Source organism: Agromyces aurantiacus, assembly GCF_016907355.1.
Taxonomy (GTDB): Bacteria; Actinomycetota; Actinomycetes; order Actinomycetales; family Microbacteriaceae; genus Agromyces; species Agromyces aurantiacus.
Window position 1 is genome coordinate 798,711 of sequence record NZ_JAFBBW010000001.1, and the last position, 25,858, is coordinate 824,568.

19 protein-coding genes and 3 tRNA genes are annotated in these 25,858 nt (G+C 71.6%); 16 read left to right on the forward strand and 6 right to left on the reverse strand.

Going from position 1 to position 25,858, the window contains the following annotated elements:
• Positions 1–26: 26 nt before the first annotated feature.
• The 4 genes from JOD46_RS03775 (at position 27) to JOD46_RS03790 (ending at position 5,008) form a co-directional block, all read left to right on the forward strand.
• Positions 27–108, forward strand: a tRNA-Tyr gene (locus tag JOD46_RS03775).
• A gap of 175 nt (positions 109–283) precedes the next feature.
• Positions 284–1,102, forward strand: a complete 819-nt coding sequence (locus JOD46_RS03780; protein WP_204391779.1) for an inositol monophosphatase family protein — start codon at positions 284–286, stop codon at positions 1,100–1,102.
• A 1,256-nt stretch (positions 1,103–2,358) separates the two neighbouring features.
• Positions 2,359–3,867 (forward strand): peptidoglycan DD-metalloendopeptidase family protein, encoded by a 1,509-nt coding sequence (locus JOD46_RS03785; RefSeq protein ID WP_204391780.1) that lies wholly within the window; start codon positions 2,359–2,361, stop codon positions 3,865–3,867.
• Between the two features lie 184 nt (positions 3,868–4,051).
• Positions 4,052–5,008, forward strand: coding sequence for an endonuclease domain-containing protein (locus tag JOD46_RS03790; protein WP_204391781.1), 957 nt, complete (start codon positions 4,052–4,054; stop codon positions 5,006–5,008).
• Between the two features lie 221 nt (positions 5,009–5,229).
• Here JOD46_RS03790 and JOD46_RS03795 read toward each other — a convergent pair whose 3' ends face one another.
• Positions 5,230–6,918 carry a glycoside hydrolase family 13 protein gene (locus JOD46_RS03795; protein WP_204391782.1) on the reverse strand — a complete coding sequence of 563 codons (1,689 nt, stop codon included), beginning with the start codon at positions 6,916–6,918 and terminating at the stop codon, positions 5,230–5,232.
• A gap of 266 nt (positions 6,919–7,184) precedes the next feature.
• On the opposite strand from JOD46_RS03795, the gene JOD46_RS03800 reads away from it, so the two are divergent.
• The 7 genes from JOD46_RS03800 to JOD46_RS03830 all read left to right on the forward strand — a co-directional run bounded on the left by JOD46_RS03800 (position 7,185) and on the right by JOD46_RS03830 (position 14,013).
• Entirely contained in the window at positions 7,185–8,423 is a 1,239-nt protein-coding gene (locus JOD46_RS03800; protein WP_204391784.1) for a sugar ABC transporter substrate-binding protein, read from the forward strand.
• Between the two features lie 87 nt (positions 8,424–8,510).
• The gene (locus JOD46_RS03805) at positions 8,511–10,133 is read left to right on the forward strand and encodes an ABC transporter permease subunit (RefSeq protein WP_204391786.1); all 1,623 of its coding nucleotides are present in this window, start codon (positions 8,511–8,513) and stop codon (positions 10,131–10,133) included.
• The gene (locus JOD46_RS03810) at positions 10,133–11,116 is read left to right on the forward strand and encodes a sugar ABC transporter permease (RefSeq protein WP_204391787.1); all 984 of its coding nucleotides are present in this window, start codon (positions 10,133–10,135) and stop codon (positions 11,114–11,116) included. Before JOD46_RS03805 ends, JOD46_RS03810 begins: the two co-directional genes overlap by 1 nt.
• Before the next feature lie 70 nt (positions 11,117–11,186).
• Positions 11,187–13,043, forward strand: coding sequence for a glycoside hydrolase family 13 protein (locus JOD46_RS03815; RefSeq protein ID WP_204391789.1), 1,857 nt, complete (start codon positions 11,187–11,189; stop codon positions 13,041–13,043).
• A 175-nt stretch (positions 13,044–13,218) separates the two neighbouring features.
• Positions 13,219–13,770 (forward strand): DUF4190 domain-containing protein, encoded by a 552-nt coding sequence (locus JOD46_RS03820; RefSeq protein ID WP_204391791.1) that lies wholly within the window; start codon positions 13,219–13,221, stop codon positions 13,768–13,770.
• A 64-nt stretch (positions 13,771–13,834) separates the two neighbouring features.
• Positions 13,835–13,906: transfer RNA gene (locus tag JOD46_RS03825), tRNA-Thr, on the forward strand.
• A 33-nt stretch (positions 13,907–13,939) separates the two neighbouring features.
• Positions 13,940–14,013 (forward strand) — tRNA-Met (locus JOD46_RS03830).
• Positions 14,014–14,096: 83 nt separating this feature from the next.
• Here the strand turns inward: JOD46_RS03830 and JOD46_RS03835 are convergent.
• Positions 14,097–15,071: an RNA polymerase subunit sigma-70 gene (locus JOD46_RS03835; protein ID WP_204391793.1), complete on the reverse strand. Its 975-nt coding sequence runs from the start codon at positions 15,069–15,071 to the stop codon at positions 14,097–14,099.
• 206 nt (positions 15,072–15,277) lie between these two features.
• Here JOD46_RS03835 and JOD46_RS03840 point away from each other — a divergent pair, with 206 nt between their 5' ends.
• Entirely contained in the window at positions 15,278–16,045 is a 768-nt protein-coding gene (locus tag JOD46_RS03840; RefSeq protein WP_204391795.1) for an SDR family NAD(P)-dependent oxidoreductase, read from the forward strand.
• A gap of 19 nt (positions 16,046–16,064) precedes the next feature.
• Here JOD46_RS03840 and JOD46_RS03845 read toward each other — a convergent pair whose 3' ends face one another.
• From JOD46_RS03845 to JOD46_RS03855, 3 genes are read right to left on the reverse strand one after another with little or no spacing between them, the layout of a single operon-like run.
• The gene (locus tag JOD46_RS03845; protein ID WP_204391797.1) at positions 16,065–16,847 is read right to left on the reverse strand and encodes a maleylpyruvate isomerase N-terminal domain-containing protein; all 783 of its coding nucleotides are present in this window, start codon (positions 16,845–16,847) and stop codon (positions 16,065–16,067) included.
• Positions 16,848–16,883: 36 nt separating this feature from the next.
• Positions 16,884–17,453 (reverse strand): dihydrofolate reductase family protein, encoded by a 570-nt coding sequence (locus JOD46_RS03850; protein WP_204391799.1) that lies wholly within the window; start codon positions 17,451–17,453, stop codon positions 16,884–16,886.
• Positions 17,454–17,498: 45 nt separating this feature from the next.
• Positions 17,499–18,155 (reverse strand): TetR/AcrR family transcriptional regulator, encoded by a 657-nt coding sequence (locus JOD46_RS03855; RefSeq protein ID WP_204391801.1) that lies wholly within the window; start codon positions 18,153–18,155, stop codon positions 17,499–17,501.
• Between the two features lie 82 nt (positions 18,156–18,237).
• On the opposite strand from JOD46_RS03855, the gene JOD46_RS03860 reads away from it, so the two are divergent.
• A complete protein-coding gene (locus JOD46_RS03860) occupies positions 18,238–19,680 on the forward strand; it encodes a purine-cytosine permease family protein (RefSeq protein ID WP_307834896.1) in 1,443 nt (480 codons plus the stop codon).
• The gene (locus JOD46_RS03865; RefSeq protein ID WP_204391803.1) at positions 19,677–21,287 is read left to right on the forward strand and encodes an amidohydrolase; all 1,611 of its coding nucleotides are present in this window, start codon (positions 19,677–19,679) and stop codon (positions 21,285–21,287) included. The genes JOD46_RS03860 and JOD46_RS03865 overlap by 4 nt, the downstream gene beginning before the upstream one ends.
• A 64-nt stretch (positions 21,288–21,351) precedes the next feature.
• On the opposite strand, the gene JOD46_RS03870 is transcribed toward JOD46_RS03865, so the two are convergent.
• Entirely contained in the window at positions 21,352–23,148 is a 1,797-nt protein-coding gene (locus JOD46_RS03870) for an acyl-CoA dehydrogenase family protein (RefSeq protein WP_204391805.1), read from the reverse strand.
• A 236-nt stretch (positions 23,149–23,384) separates the two neighbouring features.
• Here JOD46_RS03870 and JOD46_RS03875 point away from each other — a divergent pair, with 236 nt between their 5' ends.
• Both JOD46_RS03875 and JOD46_RS03880 read left to right on the forward strand, forming a co-directional pair.
• Positions 23,385–24,218 carry a hypothetical protein gene (locus JOD46_RS03875; RefSeq protein ID WP_204391807.1) on the forward strand — a complete coding sequence of 278 codons (834 nt, stop codon included), beginning with the start codon at positions 23,385–23,387 and terminating at the stop codon, positions 24,216–24,218.
• A gap of 233 nt (positions 24,219–24,451) precedes the next feature.
• Positions 24,452–25,852, forward strand: coding sequence for an MFS transporter (locus JOD46_RS03880; protein ID WP_204396204.1), 1,401 nt, complete (start codon positions 24,452–24,454; stop codon positions 25,850–25,852).
• Positions 25,853–25,858: the final 6 nt, after the last annotated feature.

Here is a 25,858-nt window from a genome sequence, read left to right on the forward strand (position 1 = left end):
CGCGTGAGGAACGTGGTCGGGTGTACGGCGAGTTACCCAAGCGGCCAAAGGGATCTGACTGTAAATCAGCTGGCATAGCCTTCGGGGGTTCGAATCCCTCACTCGCCACGCGCCGAAGCCCCGGTTCCCACCGGGGCTTCCGTCGTTTCCGGGGCCGGTACGCGGCGCCTTGCCGGATGTCGCGGGAGCCGGATGTCCCGGGAGCCGGATGGCGCGGGAGCCGGATGTCGCGGGCGCCGTCATGCGACTGCGCGGCGGCACCCAGCGCGGCTAGCGTGGGAGCATGACCGACCACGCGGCATCCGCCCTGCTCGACATCGCCCGCCGCATCGCGACGACGGTCGGGGAGACCGCGCTCGAGGAGCGCCGCCGGGGCATCGCCGTCGAGGCGACGAAGTCGTCGCCGGTCGACGTGGTCACCGCCGTCGACCGCGAGACCGAGGCGCGCATCCGCGCGATGCTCCTCGACGCGCGCCCCGACGACGGCATCTTCGGCGAGGAGGACGAGACGCACGTCGGCACGTCCGGCCTGAACTGGGTGGTCGATCCCGTCGACGGCACGGTGAACCTGCTGTACGACATCCCGGCCTGGGCGGTGAGCATCGCGGTGGTCGACGGGCCGCCCGACCCGCTGCACTGGCACGCGCTCGCGGGCGTCGTCGTGAACCCCGTGACGGGCGAGGTGTTCGAGGCCGCGCGCGGCGGCGGCGCACGGCTCGGCGCGCGCGAGCTGCGCGTGAACGACGACGTGGAGCTGCCGAAGGCGCTGATCGGCACCGGGTTCGGGTACGCGGCCGAGCGGCGCCGGACGCAGGCCGAGGTGCTGCTCCAGGTGCTGCCGCGCGTGCGCGACATCCGCCGCATCGGCTCGGCCGCACTCGACCTCAGTGCCATCGCGGCCGGCCGGCTCGACGGCTTCTACGAGCGCGGGCTCAACCCGTGGGACCACGCCGCCGGAGCGCTCATCGTGCGCGAGGCGGGCGGTCGGGTCGGCGGCGCGGGCGGTGCGCCCGAGAGCGCCGACCTCCTCGTCGCGGGCGGGCCGTCGGTGTACGACGAGCTGCTGGCACTGGTCGTCGAGGCGGGGGCCGCCGCCGGCTGACGGATGTCGCGGAGCGCCGTTTCGACGTGGCGAAGACGCCATCGACCGGTTACGCTTTATCGATCCGTGACCTCGGCCACGAGCCGAGCGATCAACCCGAGCCCCGCCCAACCCGAGCGAAAGTCCCCCACGTGCCCGAGTCCCCCCTCGTGCCCGACCATTCAGCGCCAGGCACTCACGACCGCGTGCGGTCGGAACGTCCGTTGACGCGTCGCGAAATGCGGGACCGCACCGCCACTTCACCGGCCGAGCCGGTCGACCCCAGGGTCGGCCAGGGTTCGGCCGCCGCTGTTTCCGGGGGAGCGCCGTTCGGCTCGTACCCGTCCGCACCGGGCTCCTCGCAGGGCGGGCGAACGGATGGCACGGGGCCGCTGCGTCCGCGTGATCGCCGCGAGGCGGCGCCGACGCACACGACCCACCCCGCCGTCGCTCCGGGCCGAGCCTCGGCTCCGTCGCCCGCCGCACCACCGGCCCCGGAGGCGCAGCCCGCCGCACGCCGCCTCCGCCGCGACCCGCAACCGGCGCCTGCGGCGCCGCCCGCCGGCGCGCCGGCCGCGCCGGCCTGGTCGGGAGGGGCCTCCGGGCCCGCCTGGTCGGCGGGTGCCCCCGCGCCCGCCGAGGCGCCGCGATCCGGCCGCCGGGCCGCCGGCCCCGCGCCGTCGCCGGGGGCCGCAGCCGCTGCGGCAGCTCCCGCCGCAACCGGATTCGCACCCCAGCACGAATGGACACCGCAGCGCCGCCCCGATCCCGCGACCCACGACGCGCGCGAGTCCGCGCCGTCGTCGTCGCAGGCGCGGCCGCCTGCAGGGGAGCGCCCGGCGTATCCCGGCCGGCAGCCCGGGCTCGACGAGTACGGTCGTCCGGTCCATCCGGGCCGTCCCGCTCAGCCGACGCGTACGGGTGAGGTCGGTCGTCCGGTCCAGCCGGGCGGTGCCGAGGCCTACGGCGTTCCCGGTCGGTCGGCCCGACCCGAGCAGTACGAGCGTCCGGGCCAGCCGGGTTCCGACCGGTACGCGCAGCCCGCCCGGCCGGGCGCCGTGCCGAACGACCGTCCGTCGCAGTCGGCGACCGCGGCCCGACCTGAGCAGCACGGTCGCCAGGGCCGAACAGCTCCGGCAGCTCCGGCCGAGCAGTACGGTCACCCGGCCCAGCGCGCCCGCACCGACGACCTCGGCCGCCCGACCCAGTCGGCCGCCTCAGGTCGGCAGGTCCTCGACTCCCATCCCGACCGCGCCGGCGGGATCGGTCCGGGGCAGATGCGCGCTGCCCAGCGGCCCGGCGAGTATCCGCACCCCCACGAGCGCGCGCACCCCGACCAGCGTGCTCGTGCCGACTGGTCGCCGCACCCCGACCAGCGCGCCCGTGCCGAGCAGACGCCGCACTTCGACCAGCGCGCACGTGCCGACCGGTCGCCGCAGTCCGACCAGGACCAGTCGCCGCACCCCGACCAGCGGACCCGCGCCGACCAGTCGCCGCACTCCGGCCAGCGCCGACACCCCGATCAGCCCGCAGCCCCAATTCCCGGCGCCGCGAGGCCACAGGCCGACCGGTTCCCGACGCGCGATCAGCTCCGACCCGCCGCGGGGGCGTCGGCCGCCGCCGTCCCGCCCGGCGCCGTCCCGGCCGCCGGGCCGTCGCCGCGCCTCGATGAGCGGCGCCCGGCTCCGGCCGGCCCCGCCGCCGACCGTCGCGCGGCCGAGATCGTCCGCTCCGACGACGCCTCCGACGGCCGGGCGCGACTGCGCCTCGAGGCCGACCCCTCGGCCGGGATGGGGCGCGATCTCCGCGCCGACTCGGCCGACGACTTCGCCGCGATGTTCGCCGCTGCGACCGGCGGCGAGGGCGCGGCTCGCGCCGGCCTGGAGTTCCGCGACGTCGCCGTCGACGCCTCCGCGGCCTCGCGAACCTCGCCCGTCCGGCGTGGGCCGGGCGCCGATCGCTCCGCGCGACGAGCGGATGCCGCGGCGGCGACGTCGGGCCCGCGCCGATCCTCCGTCGAGCGCCCGGCCGGCGGCGCGGCATCCGTCTCGAAGCCCGCACCGCGGCGGTCGGTGCGCCGCGCGGTGACGACCCGCATCGTCAGCACGGTCGCGATGGGCTTCGCCGCGATGCTTGCGATCGCGACCTCCGTTCCCTCCCTCTCGCTGCTCTCGCCCGAGGACGTCCAGGCGCTCGCCCTCAGCAACGCCGCGGGCACCACCGTCGACGGTCAGCGCGTCGACATCGCGGGCGGCACGCTCGCCGCCTCGGTCGACCGGCAGGACTACGAGCACCAGACGCTCGAGGAGTACGCGCGGGCAGCCGGCATCCGCCCCGAGGCGACCTTCACGAACAACCCGCTCGGCACCATCCAGTGGCCGTTCGCGGTCGGCGTGCACATCGGCGACCACTTCGGGTACCGCAACTGCGCCGGCTGCTCGATGGACCACCACGGTCAGGACTTCAATCCCGGCCTCGGCGCCGAGATCCAGGCGATCGCCGACGGCACCGTCTCGGTTTCGACCGACGACGGAGGATCGCTCGGTGTCGTCATGATGATCGACCACGTCATCGACGGCGAGGTCGTCACGAGCGTCTACGCGCACATGGAGTACGGCTCGCGCCGCTTCGAGGTGGGCGACACGGTCAAGGTGGCCGACGTGGTCGGCACCACGGGCAACACGGGTATGTCGACCGGCCCGCACCTGCACTTCGAGATCCGCATCGGCGGTGTCGACGGGTACTGGGTCGATCCGCTCGAGTGGCTCTACGCCAACACCAACTGACCCCCGCCACCGCGGGCCGCTGGGCAGCGTTCGCAGGATGAGACGGGCGACGACGCTCCTTTCGGGGTGCTGAGGCGTCTCATCCTTCATTCGGCCCTCGATACGGCCGCACCCGGATGGCGCCGCGCGACCTCGTTCTCCACAGGCGCCGGAGCACGATCACCGGGCGCGGCACACTGCTCGCATGGGAGTCCGACCGGCAGAGGTGGCGACGCACGTGCGCACGCACGGCGGCGCGCTGTCGTATCCGCACCTCGACGCACTGGGCGTCGCGCGTGGCGACGTCGGCGCCGCGATCGACGCGGGAGCCATCGTGCGGGTGCGCCAACGATGGTTCGCGGTGCCGGATGCGCCGGCCGAAGTGGTCCGGGCCGTCCGGGTGGGTGGCAGCCTCACGGCGACGTCGGTCGCACGACTCGAAGGGCTCTGGCTCCGGCCCGACACGGCCCTGCATGTTCGGGTTCCGCGAACCGCTGGACGGCTGTGGGCGCCCGACGCGCCCGCGGCAGGCGGCGGTCGGGTCGCGCTCGACCGCCGCAGCCACGACGTGTGCGTGCACTACCGGACCGTGAGCGGGATCGTCGGCGCTCGAGACCCGCTGCCGATCGCCCTCGCCGAGCTCGCGATGTGCGCACCGCGGCTCGACGCGCAGATCGCCATCGACTCGGCGCTCTCGCTTCGCGTGCTCGAGCCGGCGGGCCTGGCCGAGCTGCGATCGCTCCTCGGGCCGACGCGGCGCTCGCTCGTCGACGACGCGGATTCCGGCTGCCAATCGGGGACCGAGACGATCGTTCGGCTGCTCCTGCGCGGGCGCCGGGTCGCTCATCGCACGCAGGTCTGGATCGCGGGCGTCGGACGGGTCGACGTCGTGGTCGGCGACCGGCTGGTGATCGAGATCGACGGCAAGGGGTTCCACACCGGCGTCGAGTTCGAGCGCGACCGCCGTCGCGACTTCGAGCTCGTCATGCGCGGGTACCTGGTGCTGCGCCTGAGCTACGACATGGTGATGCGCGAGTGGGAGACGGTTCGCGAGGGCGTCCTCGCGCTCATCGCGCGCCGCGAGCATCGCTGGGGCGGGCGGTCCGCGCGCCACGAGCCGCTCGACGGTCGCTCGATCGCCCGGCACCATCTCACGGAGTGAGCGATGCCCGTCGGACGCGAACGCAGGATGACACGCGTCAGGGGTCCCGTGGAGCGGGTGTGGCGAGCGTCATCCTGCGTTCGGCGGGTGGGTGGCGGCATCCGGTGGGTGGGTTCGCAGGATGACACGCGTCAGGGTCCCGTGGAGTGCGTCTGGCTCGCGTCATCCTGCGAACTCGCGCGCGTCGGGGTGAGGGAGGAGGCTCGGCGCCCCGCCGCGCGCTACGCGCGCAGCCAGGCCGTCGTGTCGGCGGGCAGCACGCCGTCGGCGAGCTCGGCGCTCGCGAGCAGCACCTCGCCCTCGGGGAGCGGCACGTCGGAGGAGCCCGTGTTCGCGACGACGAGCACGTCGCCGTTGCGGAACGCGAGCACGCCGTCGGCGCCCGAGGGCTCGACCCACTCGACCGCGCCGGTGGCGAGTGCGTGCGAACGACGGCCGCGCAGCGCGGCGCGGTACAGCTCGAGCGTGGAGCCCGCGACCCCGCGCTGGCGGTCGCGCGCGAACTCCGCCCACGACGCGGGCTGCGGCAGCCATGCGGCATCCGTCGGCCCGAAGCCGTACGAGGGGCAGTCGGCCTCCCACGGGAGGGGCACGCGGCATCCGTCGCGCCCGTACCGCTCGCCGTTGGTGCGGAACCAGGTCGGGTCCTGGCGGGCGTCGTCGGGCAGGTCGATCGCCTCGGGCAGGCCGAGCTCCTCGCCCTGGTAGACGTAGGCCGAACCGGGCAGCGCGAGCATGAGCGCGGTCGCGGCGCGCGCGCGACGCAGGCCGACCACGGGGTCGGGCAGGCCGGGCGTCTTCGGGCCGATGCCGTGGCCCTGCAGGTTCTCGGTGGTCAGCGCGAGGCGCGAGGCGTGCCGCACCACGTCGTGGTTGGAGAGCACCCAGGTCGAGGGGGCGCCGACGGCGCCGAACGCCTCGATCGACGCGTCGATGACGCGGCGGAGGGCCGCGGCATCCCACGGCGTCTCGAGGTAGGCGAAGTTGAACGCCTGGTGCATCTCGTCGGGGCGCACCCACTTGGCGACGCGGGGGAGCGGGTCGACCCAGGCCTCGGCGGCGAGGATGCGCTCGCCGGGGTACTCGTCGAGCAGCGCGCGCCAGTCGCGGTAGATCTCGTGCACGCCGTCCTGGCCCCAGAAGGGGGCGCCGTCGCCCTGGTCGTGGATCTCGGGCTCGAGCGGCACGCCCTCCTCGATGAGCGCGTGGCTCGCACCGCCCATGCTGCCGCCCTCGGCGGGCGGGGTCCAGTCGGGCAGGCCGTCGGCCTTGATCATGCCGTGGGCCACGTCGACGCGGAAGCCGTCGACGCCGCGGTCGAGCCAGAAGCGCAGGACGCGGCGAAACTCCTCGCGGACCTCCTCGTTGGTCCAGTCGAAGTCGGGCTGCGAGCTGTCGAAGATATGCAGGTACCACTGCCCGGGGGTGCCGTCGGGGTCGGTGGTGCGGGTCCACATCGACCCGCCGAACACGGACTCCCAGTTGTTGGGCGGCTCGTCGCCGCCGGGGCCGCGGCCCTCGCGGAAGATGTACCGCGCGCGCTCGGCGCTGCCGGGCGCGGCCGCGAGCGCCTGCTGGAACCAGGCGTGCTGGTCGCTCGAGTGGTTCGGCACGAGGTCGACGATGACCTTGAGTCCGAGCCGGTGGGCTTCGGCGAGCATGTCGTCGAAGTCGGCGAGCGTGCCGAACCGGGGGTCGACGTCGCAGTAGTCGGCGACGTCGTAGCCGGCGTCCTTCTGGGGCGACGTGTAGAACGGCGAGAGCCAGATCGCGTCGACTCCGAGGTCGGCGAGGTCGGTCAGGCGCGACCGGATGCCGGCGAGATCGCCCATGCCGTCGCCGTTCGCATCGGCGAAGGAGCGGGGGTAGATCTGGTAGATCGCGGCGGTGCGCCACCATTCGGTAGTCATGCGGAAACCCTAGGCCAATCTGGAAGCGTTTGCAGATCCGAGCAACCCCCGTGATCCTGAGGATCCGGTATCGATCGGATAACGCCGAGTTGTCAACTCGACGTGAAGAGGGTATACCTGAAACCGCTTGCAATCGACTTGCGGGCACATCCACACGGAAGAACGGCCTTTCGAGCACGGTGCGCGGTTCCCATCAACGGAACAGGGCAGCGTCCCACACCAGGCGAAGGCGCCGGTCTCACGCACACTGAGAAGGGCACACACCAATGCGGGTGAACACCAAGAGCCTCCTCGCGGCCGGCGCTGTCGCCGTGGTCGCGACGCTCGGCCTCGCGAGCTGCGCGGGCGGCAACAGCGAGGGCGACAACGGCGCCGCCGGCGAGGGCGGCACGCTCACGGTCTGGGTCGACGCCGAGCGCGTCGACGCGCTGAAGGGCGCAGCCGAGGCCTACACCGAGGAGACCGGCGTCGAGGTCAAGCTGGTCGGCAAGGACAACGCCACCATCAAGGACGACTTCATCCAGCAGGTCCCGACGGGCAAGGGCCCCGACATCACGATGGGCGCGCACGACTGGCTGGGCGAGCTCTCGACCAACGGCGTCGTCGCGCCGCTCGAGCTCGGCGACTCCGCCGGCGACTACCTCGACGTGGCGATCAACGCCTCGACCTACGAGGGCACCGTCTACATGCTCCCCTACGCGGTCGAGAACATCGCCGTGCTGCGCAACGCCGACCTCGTCCCCGAGGCCGCGACGAGCTTCGACGACATGATCGCCAAGGGCAAGGCCGCCGGCCTCGACCAGCCGTTCGTGGTCGAGCAGGGCGCCGAGGGCAACCCCTACCACCTGTACCCGTTCCAGACGGCGTACGGAGCCCCGGTGTTCGGCACCAACGACGAGGGCTACGACCCCACCGACCTGCAGCTCGGCAACGAGGGCGGCGTCGAGTTCGCGAAGTGGCTCGGCAGCCAGGGCAAGACCGGCACCGGCGTCTTCAACACCGACATCGACGGTGACATCGCGAAGCAGTCCTTCCTCGACGGCAAGGCCGCGTTCTGGCTGACCGGCCCGTGGAACGTGGGCGCTGCGGTCGACGGCGGCGTCAACGTCGCGATCGACCCGGTCCCGAGCCCGACCGGTGACGTCGCCTCGCCGTTCGCCGGCGTGAAGGGCTTCTTCATCTCGTCCGAGTCGAAGAACAAGGTCGCCGCGAACGACTTCCTCGTGAACTACATCGGCACCGAGGACGTGCAGCTCGACCTGTTCAAGGCCGGCAACATCCTGCCCGCGCTCTCGGCCGCGGCCGAGTCCGCCTCGAGCGACCCGATCATCGAGGGCTTCGCGGCCGTCGGTGCCGACGCCGTCCCGATGCCGGCCATCCCGGCCATGGGTTCGGTGTGGCAGTACTGGGGCATCGCGGAGGCCGCCATCATCAACGGCGAGGACCCGACCGCGACCTGGAACAAGCTCGCCACCGACGTCCAGGCGGCGATCGACGCCGGCTGACGCTGACACGCTCCGGGCCGGATGCCTCACCGCATCCGGCCCGGAGCCGTCGCGTTCCCAGTACCGCGCCACGAGAAGAGCGAGCAGATGAGCATCACGACTGACGAGGACGTCACGGCCGAGTCCGTGCCGCCGCCCACGAAGCGGCAGCGACGGGCGGCATCGATCGCGGATGCCGCATCCGGCGGTCTCCGCACCATCCTGATCAAGATGGTGCTCATCGGCATCGTCGACGCGATCGCGCTCTACGCGATCTTCATCCTCGCGCTGCAGCAGGACTGGATCGTCCTCGGCGTCGTGGCGGTCGTCACGGCGATCGTCAACTGGATCTACTTCTCACGGCGGAAGCTCCCGGCCAAGTACCTCACGCCGGGCGTCATCTTCCTCGTGCTCTTCCAGGTGTTCGTGGTCGTGTACACCGGCTACATCGCCTTCACCAACTACGGGACCGGTCACAACGGCTCGAAGGAGCAGGCGGTCAGCTCGCTGATGGCCGCGTCCCTCGAGCGGGTGCCCGACTCGCCCACCTACGGCGTCACCGTCGTCGACCAGCTCGGGACCCTCGGCCTGCTCGTCACCGATCCCGACGGCGAGGTCAGCGTCGGCACGAACGAGCAGCCGCTGCAGGAGGTGCAGGGCGCCGAGCTCGAGAACGGCAAGGCCGTCGCGGTCGACGGCTGGACCTCCCTCAGCTTCCAGGACGTCATCGCGCGCACCGACGAGATCACGGAGCTCGCGGTGCCGTTCTCCGACGATCCGAACGACGGCGCCATCCGCACGCCCGACGGCTCGAACGGCTACCTCTACACCTCGACGCTCGAGTACGACGAGGCCGCGGGCACCATGACCGACCTGACCAGCGGCACGGTCTACACCGACCAGGGCACGGGCGCCTTCGTCGCCGAGGACGGCGAGGAGCTGCGGCCCGGATGGCAGATCACGGTCGGGTTCGACAACTTCGTGCGCGCGGTGACCGACAGCCGGCTGGCCGGCCCGCTGATCTACGTGACGCTCTGGACGTTCGCGTTCGCGCTCATCTCGGTCGCGTCGACGTTCTTCCTGGGCCTGTTCCTCGCGCTCGTCTTCAACGACATGCGCATGCGAGGCCGCCGCTTCTACCGCATCGCGATGATCCTGCCCTACGCGATCCCGTCGTTCCTGTCGGCCCTCGTCTGGGCGGGCATGATGAACGAGAGCTTCGGCTTCATCAACCAGGTGCTCCTCGGCGGCGCGAGCGTGCCATGGCTCACCGACCCGACGGTCGCGAAGATCTCCGTGCTCATCGTGAACCTCTGGCTCGGCTTCCCGTACATGTTCCTCGTCTGCACGGGCGCGCTCCAGTCGATCCCCGAGGACGTGAACGAGGCCGCGACCGTCGACGGCGCCTCGCCGTGGCAGACGTTCCGGCTGATCAAGCTCCCGCTGCTGCTGGTGAGCGTGGCGCCGCTGCTCATCGCGTCGTTCGCGTTCAACTTCAACAACTTCAACGTGATCTACATGTTGACCAACGGCGGGCCGCGCGACACCGATGCGCCGATCCCGGTCGGCTTCACCGACATCCTGATCTCGATGGTCTACAAGGTGGCCTTCACAGGCCAGAACCGCGACTACGGGCTCGCGGCCGCGTACTCGGTCATCATCTTCATCGTGGTCGCGACGATCTCGATCATCGCGTTCCGCCGCACCAAGTCGCTCGAGGAGATCAACTGATGACCGAGCAGCAGCCCGTTCCCGGCACGCAGGCCGGACTCCTCCAGGCCGAGCTGCGCGAGCAGCGCGCCGCGGCCCGCACCGGCGGCGACCCCGAGCTCCAGCGCGAGGCCCCCGAGAAGCGGCCTTTCTCGTTCGGGCGCTGGTTCAAGGCGACCGGATGGCGCCACCTCGTCGGCATCGTCGTCGTGGCGTTCGCGCTGTTCCCGATCGTGTTCGTGATCTCGTCGTCGCTGAACCCGAAGGGCACGCTGACCGGGTCGAACGCGCTCTTCTCCCAGATCGGCTTCGACGCGTACGCGCGGATCCTCACGAACCCGGACGTGCCGTTCACCACGTGGTTCGCGAACACCCTCATCATCGCCGGCATCACGGCGATCCTCACGGTGTTCCTCGGGTCGCTCGCGGCGTACGCGTTCTCGCGCATGCGCTTCACCGGACGCCGTTTCGGCCTCGTGTCGATCGTCGTGATCCAGATGTTCCCGCAGATGCTGGCCGTCGTCGCGATCTTCCTCGTGATGACGGCGATCAGCGACTGGTTCCCCGCGATCGGCCTGAACACGCACATCGGACTGATCATGGTCTACCTCGGCGGCGCGCTCGGCGTGAACACGTACCTCATGTACGGGTACTTCAACACGATCCCCGCGTCGATCGACGAGGCCGCGAAGATCGACGGCGCCGGCCATGCGCGAATCTTCTTCACGATCATCCTGCGCCTGGTCGCGCCGATCCTCGCGGTCGTCGCGCTGCTGTCGTTCATCTTCACGGTGAACGAGTACGTGGTCGCGTCGGTGATCCTCATCGACACCGAGAAGCAGACGCTCGCGGTCGGCCTCGTGAAGCTCGTGTCGAACCCGCGCTATGCCGACTGGGCGGCCTTCTCGGCCGGTGCCGTGATCGCGGCGCTGCCCGTGGTGCTGCTGTTCCTCTACCTGCAGAAGTACATCGTCGGCGGGCTCTCCGCCGGCGCGGTGAAGTAACCCAGAACGACGAAGAACGGATGCCGCGCGCGGAGGCCCCGCGCGCGGCATCCGCCATGAGAGGCCCGCCATGCTCTCGCCGCACCACGACGGCTCGCCCCTGCACGTCTCCGACCCGTCGCCGGCCCTCGGCGACACCGTGCGGGTGCGCCTGCGCGTGCCCGCCGCGTTCGGCCCGCTCGCGTGGGTCGGCACCCGGTCGAACCCGAACCGCGAGCCGCACTTCAGCCGCGCGACCCTGCTCGGCGAGGCCGACGGCTGGGTGTGGTGGGAGGCGCCCGTCGAGGTCGAGAACCCTGTGCACCACTACCGGTGGCTGCTCGTCGGCGCCGACGGCCGGCAGCACTGGCTGAGCCAGCTCGGCCTGTCGAGCATCGAGCCGCGCGACGACGACGACTTCCGGCTCGTCGCGCACGACCCGGCGCCGGAGTGGGCGGCGTCGAGCGTCATGTACCAGGTGTTCCCCGACCGGTTCGCACGGTCGGCCGCGGCCGACGACCGTGAGCTGCCCGACTGGGCGATCCCGGCGGCGTGGGGCGACCCGGTCGATCCGCTGCCGCCCGGCCGCTCGCACCAGGTCTACGGCGGCGACCTCGACGGGGTGCGCGAGAGGCTCGACCACCTCGTCGGCCTCGGCGTCGACCTGCTCTACCTCACGCCGGTCTTCGCGGGCCGGTCGAACCACCGCTACGACGCGTCGAACTTCGACGCGGTCGACGACCTGCTCGGCGGCGACGACGCGCTCGTGCGGCTCGTCGAGGCGGCGCACGCCCGCGGCATCCGGGTCATCGGCGACCTGACCTCGAACCACTCGGGTCATGCGCACGACTGGTTCCGCGCGGCATCCGCCGATCCGGCCGCGCCCGAGCGCGAGTTCTACTTCTTCCACGAGCCCGGCGCCGAGCGCGGCCACGGTTACGAGTCGTGGCTCGGCGTGCCGACGCTGCCGAAGTTCAACTGGCGCTCGCTCGAGCTGCGCCGCCGCTTCATCGAGGGGCCCGACTCGATCGTCGCGCGGTACCTCCGCGCGCCGTTCCACCTCGACGGCTGGCGGATCGACGTCGCGAACATGACCGGGCGGCTCGGCGGGGAAGACCTCAACGCCGAGGTGCGCCAGACCATCCGCCGCACGATGCTCGACGTGAACCCCGACACCATCCTGCTCGCCGAGTCGACGAACGACGCCGGCGGCGACTTCCAGGGCGACGCGTGGCACGGCGCGATGACGTACACGCCGTTCACGCGCCCGGTGTGGAGCTGGCTGCAGGAGGAGGGCGCGCCCGCGGGTGGCGGCATCGGGTTCGCGCTCGGCCGCGTGCCGGCCTACACGGGCCGCGAGTTCCACGCCGCGCACACGCGCTTCACGGCGGGCTTCCCGTGGCGCACGCGCCTCGCGACGATGAACGCGCTCGACACGCACGACACCCCGCGCTTCGCGATGCACGCGCGCCCCGGCACCGTGTCCGTCGCCTTCGGCCTCGCGGCGACGCTGCCGGGCATCCCCGTCATCTGGTCGGGCGACGAGTTCGGGCTCACCGGCGTCGACGGCGAGGCGTCGCGCACGCCGATGCCGTGGGGGAGCGAGGCGGATGCCGCGGTCGCGCCCGTGCTCGAGACCTACCGCTCGCTCGTGGCGCTGCGCCGCGCGCACCCCGTGCTCGCCACGGGCGGCATCCGCTGGCTCGCAGTGTCGGATGACGCGGTCGCGTTCGTGCGCGAATCCGCCTCGGAGTGCGTGCTCGTGCTCGCCGCGCGTGCGGCGGCGACGGTCGCGTTCGATGCGGCGGCACTGCCCGATGCGGATGTCGCGGCGCGCGTGTTCGGCGACGCCGGGCTCGCGGCATCCGACGGCGCTGTCACGCTCGCGACGGATGGCGCGGCCTTCGCCGCGTGGCGCCTGCCCGGCGTCGACACCCCGGCGTGGTGAGACCCGGCGGGTATCTCCCCGTCGGCCTCCCGCGCCCGATAGCATGACGCTCGACCCCGCCCCCGCACCCCCGACCCGATGGAGTCCCGTGGACACCCCTGCCGTTGTGCCCCCGCCCGTTCCCGCCGACGCGCCCGCGCCGCCCGCTGCTGCTGATGCGCCGGTCGCGCCGGCCGTGACCAGCGACGTTCCGGTCACGCCGTCCGCGCCCACGCCCGATGCGGCGGCGCCCGTTCCGCCTGCTCCGCCGGCTCCGCCCGCCCCGCCGGCCCCGCCCGCTTCGGGTCCGTGGTCGACGTCGCCCGCCGCCGAGGCGGCACTTGAGACTCCGTACGGTGCTCCGGTCGCCTCGGCGGCTTCTCCGGCCGCCTACGCCCCGACCGCCGCGTACGCCCCGACCGCCCCCTACACCGCCGCCCCCACCGGCTACTGGGCGCCGCCTGCGGCACGACCCCAGAACGCGCTCGCGTGGGTCGCGTTCGGCCTCGGCCTCGGCGGCTTGTTCTTCGGCCTGCTGACGTCGATCCCCGCGATCGTGTGCGGGCACATCGCGCGCCGGCAGATCCGCCAGCGCGGCGAGCAGGGCGACGGTGCCGCGCTCACCGGCCTCATCTCGGGGTACGTGCTGACCGTGCTCTGGGTGCTCGGAATCGCGGCGTACATCGCCTTCCTGGTGACGATCATCGCCGTCGCGGGAACGTCGGCGGGAGTGGCCACGGGCTTCTGACGCCCGATTTCATGCACGCGCCCGGCGGTGATATCCTCGTGTGGTTGCCGCGAGAGCGGTGCACGCCCCGATAGCTCAGTGGTAGAGCACTTCCATGGTAAGGAAGGGGTCGTCAGTTCAATCCTGACTCGGGGCTCTGGTTCCTCCGGCTATGCCGGGGAAGCCTCGCGGCGGGGTAGCTCAGGTGGTTAGAGCACACGGCTCATAATCGTGGTGTCGCGGGTTCGAGTCCCGCCCTCGCTACCGCAGATCATCATCGATCGATTCGGCATTTCGACGTCGTCTCGACGGCAGCAACGTTGTGCCTCGTCGCTCGCGTCCGACGATCACGAATCGAGCGTCCGCGGCAGGCCCATCCAGCCCGCGACCGAGGTCTCGAAATGCGTGATGTCGTCGACCTTCCCATCCGACACCCCGATCACGAGCACGCCGACGAGGTGGAGGCCGCCCGTGACCGGGTCGCGCACGTACTCCCCCCAGGCCGGCTGACGGTTCGCGGCCGTCGGCACCATCCGCTCGATCGTGCGCTGGTGTGCGGCGACGGTGTCGAAGAAGGATGCCGCGGCGTCCGTTCCATGGAACTCGAACGGGAGCGGCGGCATCCGCACCCAGACGTTGTCGGTCATCAATGCGACGAGGCCGTCGACATCGCCGGAGGTGAAGGCGGCCACGAAGCGTTCGAGCAGCTCCGGGTCGGGATCGCCCGGCCGGCCGCGTACCTCGCCCGCGGCGAGGGCAGCGCGGGCACGCTTGAGCGAGCCGTTCAGGGCGTCGACCGTGACCCCGAGCAACTCGGCGGCCTCGGCTGCCGGGTAACCGAGCACGTCGCGCATGAGGAGCGCCGCTCGCTGCGACGGAGGCAGCAGTTGCAGGGCGCGCGTGAACGCCAGCGAGACCGCCTCGCGCGACTCATAGCGGGCCTCGGGACCGGGAGCATCGTCGGGGATGCCCTCGAGCATCGAATCGGGATACGGCTGCAGCCACACCACCTCGCCGTAAGCAGTCGGCGGTGACGCCGGGTCCTCGGAATCGTGCAGGACCCTCCGTCCGGAGCGCAGCAGGTTGAGGCACCGGTTGGTGGCGATGCGGTAGAGCCACGTGCGCACGGACGAACGGCCCTCGAACCCCGGCAGGCCGAGCCACGCGTTGAGCAGCGTGTCCTGCACGGCGTCCTCGGCATCCTGCACCGAGCCGAGCATGCGATAGCAGTGCACCAGCAGCTCGCGCCGGTGCGGTTCGGCGAGCTGGTCGAACGCCCCGCGGTCGCCCGCGAGCGCTGCCTGCAGCAATCGGTCCGTCATCCTGCCACCTGCCTACCATGTGCGAACTCCAAGGCGTTGACGCGCCCCCCTTCGTGAGGCGTCGCAAGCCCTTCTCTCGTGTGGACACCGGGCAGGCGTCGAACTGGTCGTCTGACGCGCGACCAGTTGCGGCCGGTCCGCGCGTCGGTATCGATGACGGCCGGGGTTGCGAACCGCGCAACCGCCGCCGGCGAAGGAGGACCATCATGACCACCGACCACTCGCTCGACGCCCGCACCATCCTGATCACCGGCGCGCGCCGCGGACTGGGCCGCGCGCTCCTCGAGGAGGCCCTCGACCGGGGCGCTGCCCGCGTGTACGCCGGCGTGCGCACGCCCTTCGAGCACGCCGATCCGCGCGTGACGCCGCTCCTGCTCGACGTCGCCGACCCGCTCTCGATCGAGCACGCGGCCGCACAGGTCCCCGTCCTGGACCTCCTGATCAACAATGCCGCCATGGGCGGCTACGACGACCTCACCGATGGCCGGGTGCTGAGCGAGCACCTCACGGCGAATGTGCTGGGCCCCCTCACCCTGACGAACGCCCTCGCTCGCGCGCTCGCCGCCCGTGGCGGAGCGGTCGTGAACGTCGGATCGCTCGCGGCGCTCGCCAACCTCCCGGTGATGCCGTCGTACTCGATCTCGAAGGCCGCGCTCTTCTCGCTGTCGCAGGCGCAGCGGGCGCTGTTCGCGAGGCGCGGGGTGCGGGTGCACGCCGTGCTCTCCGGACCGATCGACACCGACATGACGCGCGACCTGGCCATTCCGAAGACCGCACCGGCTCAGGTCGCGGCATCCATCTTCGACGGGGTCCTGCGCGATGCGGAGGAGATCTTCCCCGACGGGTTCTCCGCCCGGTTCGAGGACGGCTGGAACGAGGGCGCGCTCAAGGCGTTCGAGCGCGCCAACGCTGCGCTGCTCCCGCAGGCTGACGACCCACTGACGCTCGACCTGGCTCGGGCGGCCGACGCGTGAGGTCGCACGTCGTCGATCGTCACGCGGACGGGTCCCACACGGCGAGCTGATCGAAGATGCGCCGGTCGCCGTCGAACGTCAGTGAGTCCAGTGGGATGCGGCCGTAGAAGAACAGCACGAGGTCGCCGGCCGTGCCGCGGGCGGAAGCGTCGGTCGTGTCGGGGTCGCCGGCAGCGGGCGTGAGGCGGGCGACCTGTGCACCGTCGTGGGACAGTTTCAGGCGCCAGGAGCGGCCCTCGGTGGCGTGGTACTCGACGATCGCGGGATCGTGCGGCCACGCGACCGTCGTCGCGCAGAGGGTGAACTGGCAGTCGTCGAAGCCGTCGAGGGCGATCTCCTCCGGAATCGGCTGTGGGGCGCCACCGGCGAGCTGGACGTCGTAGGTGTGCACCGCGATCTCGTGGAGCTGGCGCCGCGCCCAGGCCCCGGAGGTCTGCGGCGACGGGGAGTCCGCCCACCACGTCCAGCACCCACGATCCGCACCTGCCTCGCGCAGCACGCCCGCCAGGTGCTCGATGGACTCATCCCACCAGGCCAGGAGCGCCTCGCGCTCCCGGGGCGCGCCCGTGCCGCCTCGCCACACCGACTCATCCGGCGGAGCGTCCGCGGGCCCCGCGGCGACGACGGCGGCCGCCTTGCGGCGCCCCATGCCGACGTGCTGCACGTGGTCGAACAGCGTCCGCTCGGGATGGGTCGGCATCCGGAGGTCGAGGCTGGGTGCCGCGGCGACCGCAGCCCGGAAGGCGGCCGACCGTTCGTCGATCAGGCGCAGCTGCTCAGGGAACGAGAGGATCTCATGCATCGCGGCTTCCTCCCAGAGGGGCCGAAGGTGATCGCATCAGGCTGTGACTCGCGCAGGCCGGTATCGCAGGGCGACCGCCCCCGACCGGAACTCGTGGCGATCCGTGAGCTGGAGCCGGATGCGCTCGCGGAGCCCGGCGAACAGCGTCGGCCCGTGCCCGGCGAGGACCGGCTGCACCACGAACACGTACTCGTCGATGAGGCCCAGATCGGCCAGCGCCAGGGGGAGCGTCACGCCACCCGCCAGCAGGGCCCCGCCCGGTTCCTGCTTGAGCCGACGGACCTCGCGCTCCAGATCGCCCTGCACGAGTTCGGCATTCCAGTCGACCGCGCCCAGCGAGCTCGACACGACGTACTTCCTCGTCTGGTCGATACGCTCGGCGAAGGGGATCTCCCACTCGCGCATCCAGTCGGGCCACGTCCCCGAGGCCGGCCGCCGCCACGCCGACTCCATCATCTCGTAGGTCGTGCGGCCGTAGAGCAGGGCATCGGCACGTTCCAGCTCGGTCGTCCAGAAGCGCATCGACTCCTCGTCGGGCGCGACGCCCGCCTCGTGATGGACGCAGCCGTCGAGCGTGACGTTGATCGAGTATCGAAGCGGTCTCATCTGTCGCTCTCCCTTGATGCGCAGCGCGTTCTCACCGGACCATGCTCAGACTACGTCGGCCGTCCCCGCGAGCCGCGCCGCAACGGCGGCGCGCAGGGTGCCGCCCGCGAGCCCGAGCGCCCAGTCCGTCATGTCGGCGACGACGTGCTGCTGCGCCGGGTGCACGGCAGCCGGCGCGCTGTTGACGTACGAGCCGGAACCGTCGACGGCGATGAGGATGCGGATGCAGGCGGTCTCGGCATCCTCGATGGGGAACCGGCCGGTTCGCATCCCGTCCCCGATGATCTCGATGAGGCGCGCCCGGTCGAGGGCGTCCTGCTCCTGCAGCGCGGCGTCGAGCGCCGGGCTGAAGCGGGCCAGATGGCGCGCGTTCAACCACAGCCGGGCGAGCGGCGTCGACGCACCGCTCTCGACATGGGCGATGAAGTGCGCCACCCGCTCGAGGGGCTCGCCGGACGTCGGGAAGAACTGCTCGCGCTCGCGGACCGCCGCCCGGACGAACGCCTCGATCACGAGGTCCTCTGCCGCGGGGAAGTAGTGGGTGATGAGGCCGGGGCGCACGCCGAGCCGGTCGGCGACCGCCCTCAGGGTGATGCGTTCGAGGCCGCTCTCGAGTGCGATCGCCGCCGCCTGCGACACGATCTCCTCCCGCCGCTCCTCGGGGCGCTTCCGGGTTCGCGCTGCTGCAGGACTTGACGTCACGGCTCCAAGCCTATTGAATGACTGACCAATAGTCCATTGGGCATGTGACCAATAGCAATGACGCTCCCGGAAAGGCACGCCAGTGACCCAGACCCCGCCCCAGATCGAGCCGCCGCTCGACGACTTCATCGACGCGCCGTCCCGACCCGAGACTCGTGGCATCGAACTCATCGGCGACTCCGAGCGCCACGGCAGAGCCCGCGACCTGTTCTTCGTGTGGGCCGCCCCCAACGTCAGCATCCTCAACCTGACCATCGGCGCCACCCTCATCCTGCTCGGACTCGAGGTCTGGCAGGCGATCGCGGTGATCGTCGCGTCGTCCCTGCTGTGGGTCTTCCCGGGCCTCATCGCGGGCAGCGGGCCGGCGTCAGGCACCTCGGGGTCCGTGGTGACACGAGCGATGTACGGCATCCTCGGCAACAAGCTGTTCGTGGCGTTCGTCGGCTGGTTCATCGGGGCCGTGTTCCTGTCGCTGACCTGGCTCGCGTCATCGTTCATGGGAGCCGACCTGCTGCGACGGCTGGGAATCGACGACCCCGTCTGGGTGCCCATCGGCGTGACGGTCGTGGTCGCGACGATCACGATCCTCGTCGCCATCTTCGGTCACGGGCTCATCGTGCGGGCGTACTCCTACATGGCCGCGGCCCTGTTCGTGATCTTCCTCGCGGTCGCCGGCTTCATCCTGCCGGCCGTCGACTGGCAGTACGCCGCGCCGGAGCCGCTCACCGGGGCAGCGCTCTGGTCGTCGCTCACCATCGGCTTCACGATCCTCGCATCGACCCCGCTCTCGTTCATCAACAGCCCCGACATCGCGCGCTACCTCCCGCGGTCGACCAAGCCGTCGCACATCGCCCTCGCGACCGGACTCGGCGGCGCCATCCCGTTCATCGTGTTCACGACCGTCGGCGTGCTGCTCGCGACCGGGCTGAACGGCGCGGCGTTCGAGGCGGGGCTGGATGTCGCCCTGCTCGACCTGCTGCCCGCCTGGCTCGGTCCCGTCCTCGTCATCGGCGTCGTGATCAACACGATCGCGCTGAACGCGATGACCACCTACACCTCGAGCATGGCCCTCCAGGCCATCGGGTTCCGGCTCCGTCGCATCCCGGCCGCGATCATCGTCGGCGTGGTCGGCACCGCGCTGACCATCCATCTCGTGCTGTCGTCGAGCCTCCTCGAGGCCGCGAACCTCATGCTCCAGTTCCTCGTCATCGTGTCGGGGCCCGCGATGGCCGTCTTCGTCGTCGACGTGCTCCTGCGCCGGTACGCCTACGACGGGGTGGAACTGTTCGACGACCACCCCGGCGGACGCTACTGGTACACGGGCGGATGGAGCATTCCGGGCCTCGTCGCCCTGCTCGCGGGCGGCCTCACGACGGCGCTCTGCCTCGCGACCAGCGTGTGGGCCGGGCCGATCGCCGAGGCGACCGGCTACATCGACCTCTCCGTGCCGGTCGGCATGCTCGTCGCGGGCGTGCTCTACGCAGTCCTCCTGCGCACGCCGCTCGGCAAGGAGGGCCGCCCGTGATCACCCTGTACGCCAACGCACGCGTCTTCACCGCCGATCCCGACCCGCACCGCGCCTGGGCGGAGTCGTTCGCGGTTCGCGACGACACCATCGTCTTCGTGGGCGACCGCGACCAGGCACCGGATGCCGACGCGACGGTCGACCTGCAGGGCCGGCTGGTGCTGCCCGGCATCACCGACGCGCACACGCACCTGCTCATGATGGGGGCCGCGCTCGGGCAGGTTCCACTGACGGATGCCCGTTCCCTCGACGAGATCCAGGCCCGGCTCCGCCGCGCGCGCGAGGAGAACCCCGACGCGGTCGTGCTCCGCGGACGCGGCTGGCTCTTCGACTCGGTGCCCGGCGGCGCGCCGACGGCCGCGATGATCGACGCCGCCGTGCCCGACATCCCGGTCTACCTCGACGCGAACGACTACCACTCCTGCTGGGTCAACTCCGCCGCGCTCGCCGAGCTCGGGATCACGCGCGACACGGCCGACCCGATCGGCGGTTCGATCGCACGCGACGAGCACGGCGAGGCGACCGGGTTGCTCTACGAGACGGCGGCGGTGCAGTACGCGTGGGCGCAGCGCGACGCGGCGACGACCGACGATGCCCGCGATGCGGACGTCGAGCGCGCGATCGACGCCTACCTCGCCAGCGGCGTCACCGGCGTCGTCGACATGGCCTTCGACGAGCACGGCCTCGCTGCGTTCGAGCGCGCTCGGGTTCGTCGCGGCGGGGAACTGCCCATTCGCGTCGCGGCGCACTGGCTCATCACCAACACCGGCGACGACGCCGCGAACCTCGCCCAGGTCGCCCGTGCGGCCGAGCTCGCCGGCGCGGAGTCGACGCCCTGGCTGCGCGTGGTGGGCATCAAGCTCATCCTCGACGGCACGATCGACGCGTGCACCGCCGCCCTGCGCCATCCGTACGCCGACGGCACGAACGCCGACCCGATCTGGCCGCGCGAACGGCTCGAACCCGTGGTCGCCGCCGCCGACGCGGCCGGGTTGCAGGTCGCGCAGCACGCGATCGGCGACTTCGCGGTCGACCTCGCGCTCGCCGCCATCGAGCACGCGATCGACGTGAACGGCGAGCGCGAACGGCGGCACCGCATCGAGCACCTCGAGTACGCCGCGCCCGGTACGGCCGAGCGGATGGCGCGACTCGGCGTGACCGCGTCGATGCAACCGGTGCACGCCGACCCGGCGATCTTCGCGAACTGGGCCGAGATGCTGGGCGACCACCGTGTCGAGCGCGCGTTCCCGTGGCCCGAGTACGAGGAGGCGGGGGCGCTTCTCGCCTTCTCCACCGACGCGCCGACCGCGCCGCACGCCGCCCTGGCGAACCTGTACGTCGCATCGACGCGCGCGTCGGCGCTCGATCCGTCGGTGCCGGCGACGCATCCGCAGTACGCCCTGCCCCTGGACCGCGCGCTCGGCCACGCGACGCGCGATGCCGCGGCATCCGTCGGCGACGGCGACTGGCGCGGCCGGATCGCGCCGGGCTTCGCGGCCGACGTGGTGGTGCTGGATGCCGATCCGTTCGAGGGCGGTCCGCGCTCGCTCCTGGAGACGCGGGTCGTGGAGACGATCGTCGCCGGCCGATCCCGTCACCGTCGCTGAGCGCGCGGGAGGACGACCGAGGGGGTCGCGCCGATCGGCGCGATCCCCTCGGTGTCGGTGCAGGTCAGACGCGCGCCGGCCGCCGTGTCACGTCGCCGAGCGCGTCGGCGTCGAGCGCGAACAGGTCGCGCGATCCGCCTGTGGCGGCGCCGACGAGACCGGATGCCGCGGGCAGCAGCTGCTCGGCGTAGAAGCGGGCCAGCGGCAACTGCGACTCGGCGATGGCATCGCCGTCGAGGTCGCGTGCGGCGAGCGCCGACTTCGCGAGCAGCCAGCCGCCGACGACGAGCCCCCAGATGCGCAGGTACGGGCTGGAGCCCGCGAGCACCGAGTTCGGGTCGGCGGCGCCGGTGCGCAGCATCCACCCGGTCGTCTGCTCGAGCACGTCGAGCCCCGACGCGAGCTGGGTGCGGATCGACGCGAACTCGTCGCCCGCGGCCGCCAGCTCCCCGTCGAGCTCGCGCATGGTGCCGATGAACTCGAGGAACGACGCGCCGCCGCGCACGCCGAGCTTGCGGCCCACGAGGTCGGCCGCCTGGATGCCATTGGTGCCCTCGTAGATCGCGGCGATGCGCACGTCGCGGTAGTGCTGGGCGGCGCCGGTCTCCTCGATGAAGCCCATGCCGCCGTGGATCTGCAGCGCGAGCGACGTGAGCTCGTTGCCGAGGTCGGTGCCGAACGCCTTGCAGATCGGGGTGAGCAGGCCCACGATCTCGTCGGCGCGAGCGCGGGTCGCGGCATCGGGGTGGTGGGTGGAGATGTCGACGTAGACGGCGTTCAGCAGCATCATGCGGCGCAGCGCGGCGATGTACGCCTTCTGCGTCACCAGCATGCGGCGAACGTCGGGGAAGTCGATGATGGGCGAGTCCTGGGTGGCGCCGATCGCGCGACCCTGGATGCGCTCCGTCGCGTACTCGAGCGACTGCTGGTACGCACGCTCGGCCACCGCGAGGCCCTGCGTGCCCACCGAGAGCCGCGCGCTGTTCATCATCACGAACATGATGCGCATGCCCATGTTCTCCTCGCCGATGAGGTAGCCCGTGGCGTCCTCGTACGAGAGCACGCAGGTGGGCGAGCCGTGGATGCCCATCTTGTGCTCGACGCCGAGCGTGTGCACGCCGTTGCGCTCGCCGAGCGTGCCGTCGTCGTTCATGAGGTACTTGGGCACGATGAAGCACGAGATGCCCTTGGTGCCGGCGGGCGCGTCGGGCGTGCGGGCGAGGACGAGGTGCACGATCTGCCGGCTCAGGTCGTGGTCGCCGAACGTGATGTAGATCTTCTGGCCGGTGATGCCGTAGGTGCCGTCGGGCCGCTTGACGGCCCTCGTCGTCAGCGCGCCCACGTCGGAGCCGGCGTGCGGCTCGGTGAGGTTCATCGTGCCGGCCCACTCGCCGGTCACCATCTTCGGGAGCCAGGCCTGCTTCTGCTCGTCGCTCCCGTAGTGCAGGAGCGCCTCGATCGCGCCCTGCGTGAGCAGGGGAGCGAGGGAGAAGGCCATGTTGGCCTCCATCATGAGCTCCTGGATGGCGAGGCCGACGGTGCGCGGGAATCCGCCGCCGCCGAACTCCTCGGGCAGGGGGACCGACCCCCAGCCCGCGTCGACGTACGCGGAGTAGGCCTCGACGAAGCCCGTGGGCGTGGTCACGGTGCCGTCGGCGTTCAGGCGGGCGCCCTCGAGGTCGCCGGCCCGGTTGGTGGGAGCGACCGCTTCGGCCATGAAGCTGCCCACCTCCTCCAGGATCTCGGTGACCGTGTCGAAGTCGGCGTGTTCGAAGCCCGGGAGCTCGGCGACCTGGTCGTAGCCCACGACATGCTTCAGTGCATATGCGAGGTCGGCGACGGGCGGACGGAAATCAGTCATGTTGGGAGGGTAGACCCGGGTCTCGGGGCCTGCTCCGACATTCGTCGCCATCGACGACGCGGGTCGGCCGGAGCGGCGCCGCGGTTGTGGCATCCGGCAATCAGGCGCGCGCCAGTGCGCGACGAGGGCGTCCGACCCGATGCGCGAATGCCCCCTGTTCGGGCCTCACGGACGGCGGGCATCGAGATCTACAATCCGCACGTGCGAGCCCTGCGCGACTTCGTGGGATACCGCACATGGGGGTATCGGACATGACTCCGGAGGAGCATGCGCGGGCGTTCGCGCGACGTTTTCCGAGATTCGTCAACAACGACGGGACGCAGGAGACCTGGGATCAGAAGTGCGGGTCCCTGGTCTTCCGGTACATCGATCGTGAATTCCAGTGGGCGCAGCAGCCGGTCTCGGATATCAGCAGCGCCCGACGGGCCGCCAACGGCTCCGGCACGCTGAACCTCGACGCGGCTGCGGCCCCGCCGCTGGCGTTCCATTTCTGGGACATCGCGGGCATCGACAACGGCCACGTCGGTGTCGGGATGACGCAGGGCGGCGGGAAGCTCTTCATGGCCAACGCGTCGGTGTCGGAGGACCTCGGGGACGCCATCGGGTTCGCCTCGGTCGACCACTACACGCAGGCGAAGGCTCCCCGGGCGACCTACCTCGGCTGGGCGACGAACTACGCCGGGGGCCGTCCCAATGCGAGCGTGGCCGCAGCCAGCAACGTCAAGGAGAAGGAGTACCCGATGTTCTCCATCATTCCGTTGGTCAACCAGGGGATCTGGGCGCAGTCCACCGTCACCGGGCGCCGGACGCACATCGGCACCCCGTATCACCTCAGGCTGCTCCAGCGCATGCGGGACAACGATGGCAGCGACGCGATGCTGCCCGCCGAGCTCGACATCGTGCGCGGGTACCTCGAAGCGATCGGCCCCGATACGCTCGACGCGATCTCGGCCAACGAGCTCATCGAGGAGTTCCGGCCCGAATTCGACAAGCTCGGGGCAGTCGACCAGACCACCCCGCTCGACCTCGATGAGGAGTTCGCGTCGCGCGTCAGGTCGCGCAAGCGGTGATGCGCTTCGCCTGACCTCGCGGCGAGCTCGCGTATCGGAGCGGCATCCGCGTCGCCGACGCGTGGACGTAGGTGGCCGAGGGCGCTGAGTCCGCGCGGAAGCCGGGCGGGAATGCCTGACGCGCGAGCGCGTTGGCTCTGAAGGGGCGCCCGCTTCGAAGGGCGGTCCGGCGAGGAGGACGCGTGACCGAGCAGACCGCGGTGGGATTGCGCTCGGAACGCGGGCCGGTGCTGATGGCCCTGATGCTGTGCACCGGGCTCGTGGCGATCGAGGCCACCATCCTCGCGACGGCCGTGCCGTCGATCGTGGCCGACATCGGCGGGTTCGCGCAGTTCCCGTGGCTGTTCTCAATCTACCTGCTCGCGCAGGCCGTCTCGGTGCCGGTCTACTCGAAGCTCGCCGACACGGTCGGCCGGAAGCCCATCATCCTCGTCGGCATCGGCGCGTTCTTGGTCGGCTCGATCCTCGCGGGCTTCGCGTGGGACATGACCTCGCTCATCGTCTTCCGCGCGATCCAGGGCCTCGGCGCGGGCGCCGTGCTCCCGGTCTCGATCACCATCACGGGCGACATCTACACCGTGCGGGAGCGGGCGCGCGTGCAGGGGTACATCGCGAGCGTGTGGGCCGCGTCATCCGTCATCGGGCCCTCGCTCGGCGGACTCTTCGCCGAGTTCCTCTCGTGGCGCTGGATCTTCTTCGTCAACATCCCGCTGAGCATCCTCGCGGCGTGGATGCTGATCCGGAGCTATCACGAGAACGTGGAGCGGAAGTCGCACCGCATCGACCTCGCGGGCGCCGCGGTGCTCACCGTCGGGGCCACGCTCCTCATCCTCGCGGTGCTCGAGGGCGGGCAGGCGTGGGCGTGGAACTCGTGGCAGAGCCTCGGCGCGTTCGCGCTCGCGGGCCTGCTCCTCGTCGCGTTCATCCTCATCGAGCGTCGGGCCGCCGAGCCCGTGCTGCCGCTCTGGGTGTTCTCGCGCCGGCTCATCGTCACGACCTCGCTCATCTCGCTCGGCGTCGGAGCGGTGCTCATCGGGCTGACCTCGTACGTGCCGACCTTCCTCGAGGTGTCGGCCGGAGCGAGCCCGATCGTCTCGGGCCTCGCGGTCGCGGCCCTCACCCTCGGCTGGCCGATCTCGGCCTCGCAGTCCGGGCGCCTCTACCTGCGCATCGGCTTCCGCAACACGGCCTTCGTCGGGCTCGCCTTCGCCGTGGCCGGTGCAGTCGGGCTCGTCGCCGCGTCGATGGTGCCGAACCCGATCACGACGGCGATCGCGTGCTTCGTGATCGGCCTCGGGCTCGGCCTCGTCGCCTCGCCGACGCTCATCGCGGCGCAGTCCTCGGTGCCGTGGGAGGAGCGGGGCGTCGTGACGGGCGCGAACATGTTCCTGCGGTCGATGGGCAGCGCCGTCGGCGTCGCCGTCTTCGGCGCCGTCGCCAACGGCGTGATCGCACGCTCGGGCCTCGGCGCTCACTCGGCCGACGCGATCCAGGCCGCCTCGACGGCCGTGTTCGTCGGCGTGGTGATCGCCGCGATCGCGACGATCGGCGGCGCCGTGGCGATGCCGCGCGGGCGGGTCGACGACATCGAGCACCGGCCGGCCGAGGAGACGGAGCCGGCGGCCGCGAGCTGAATGCGC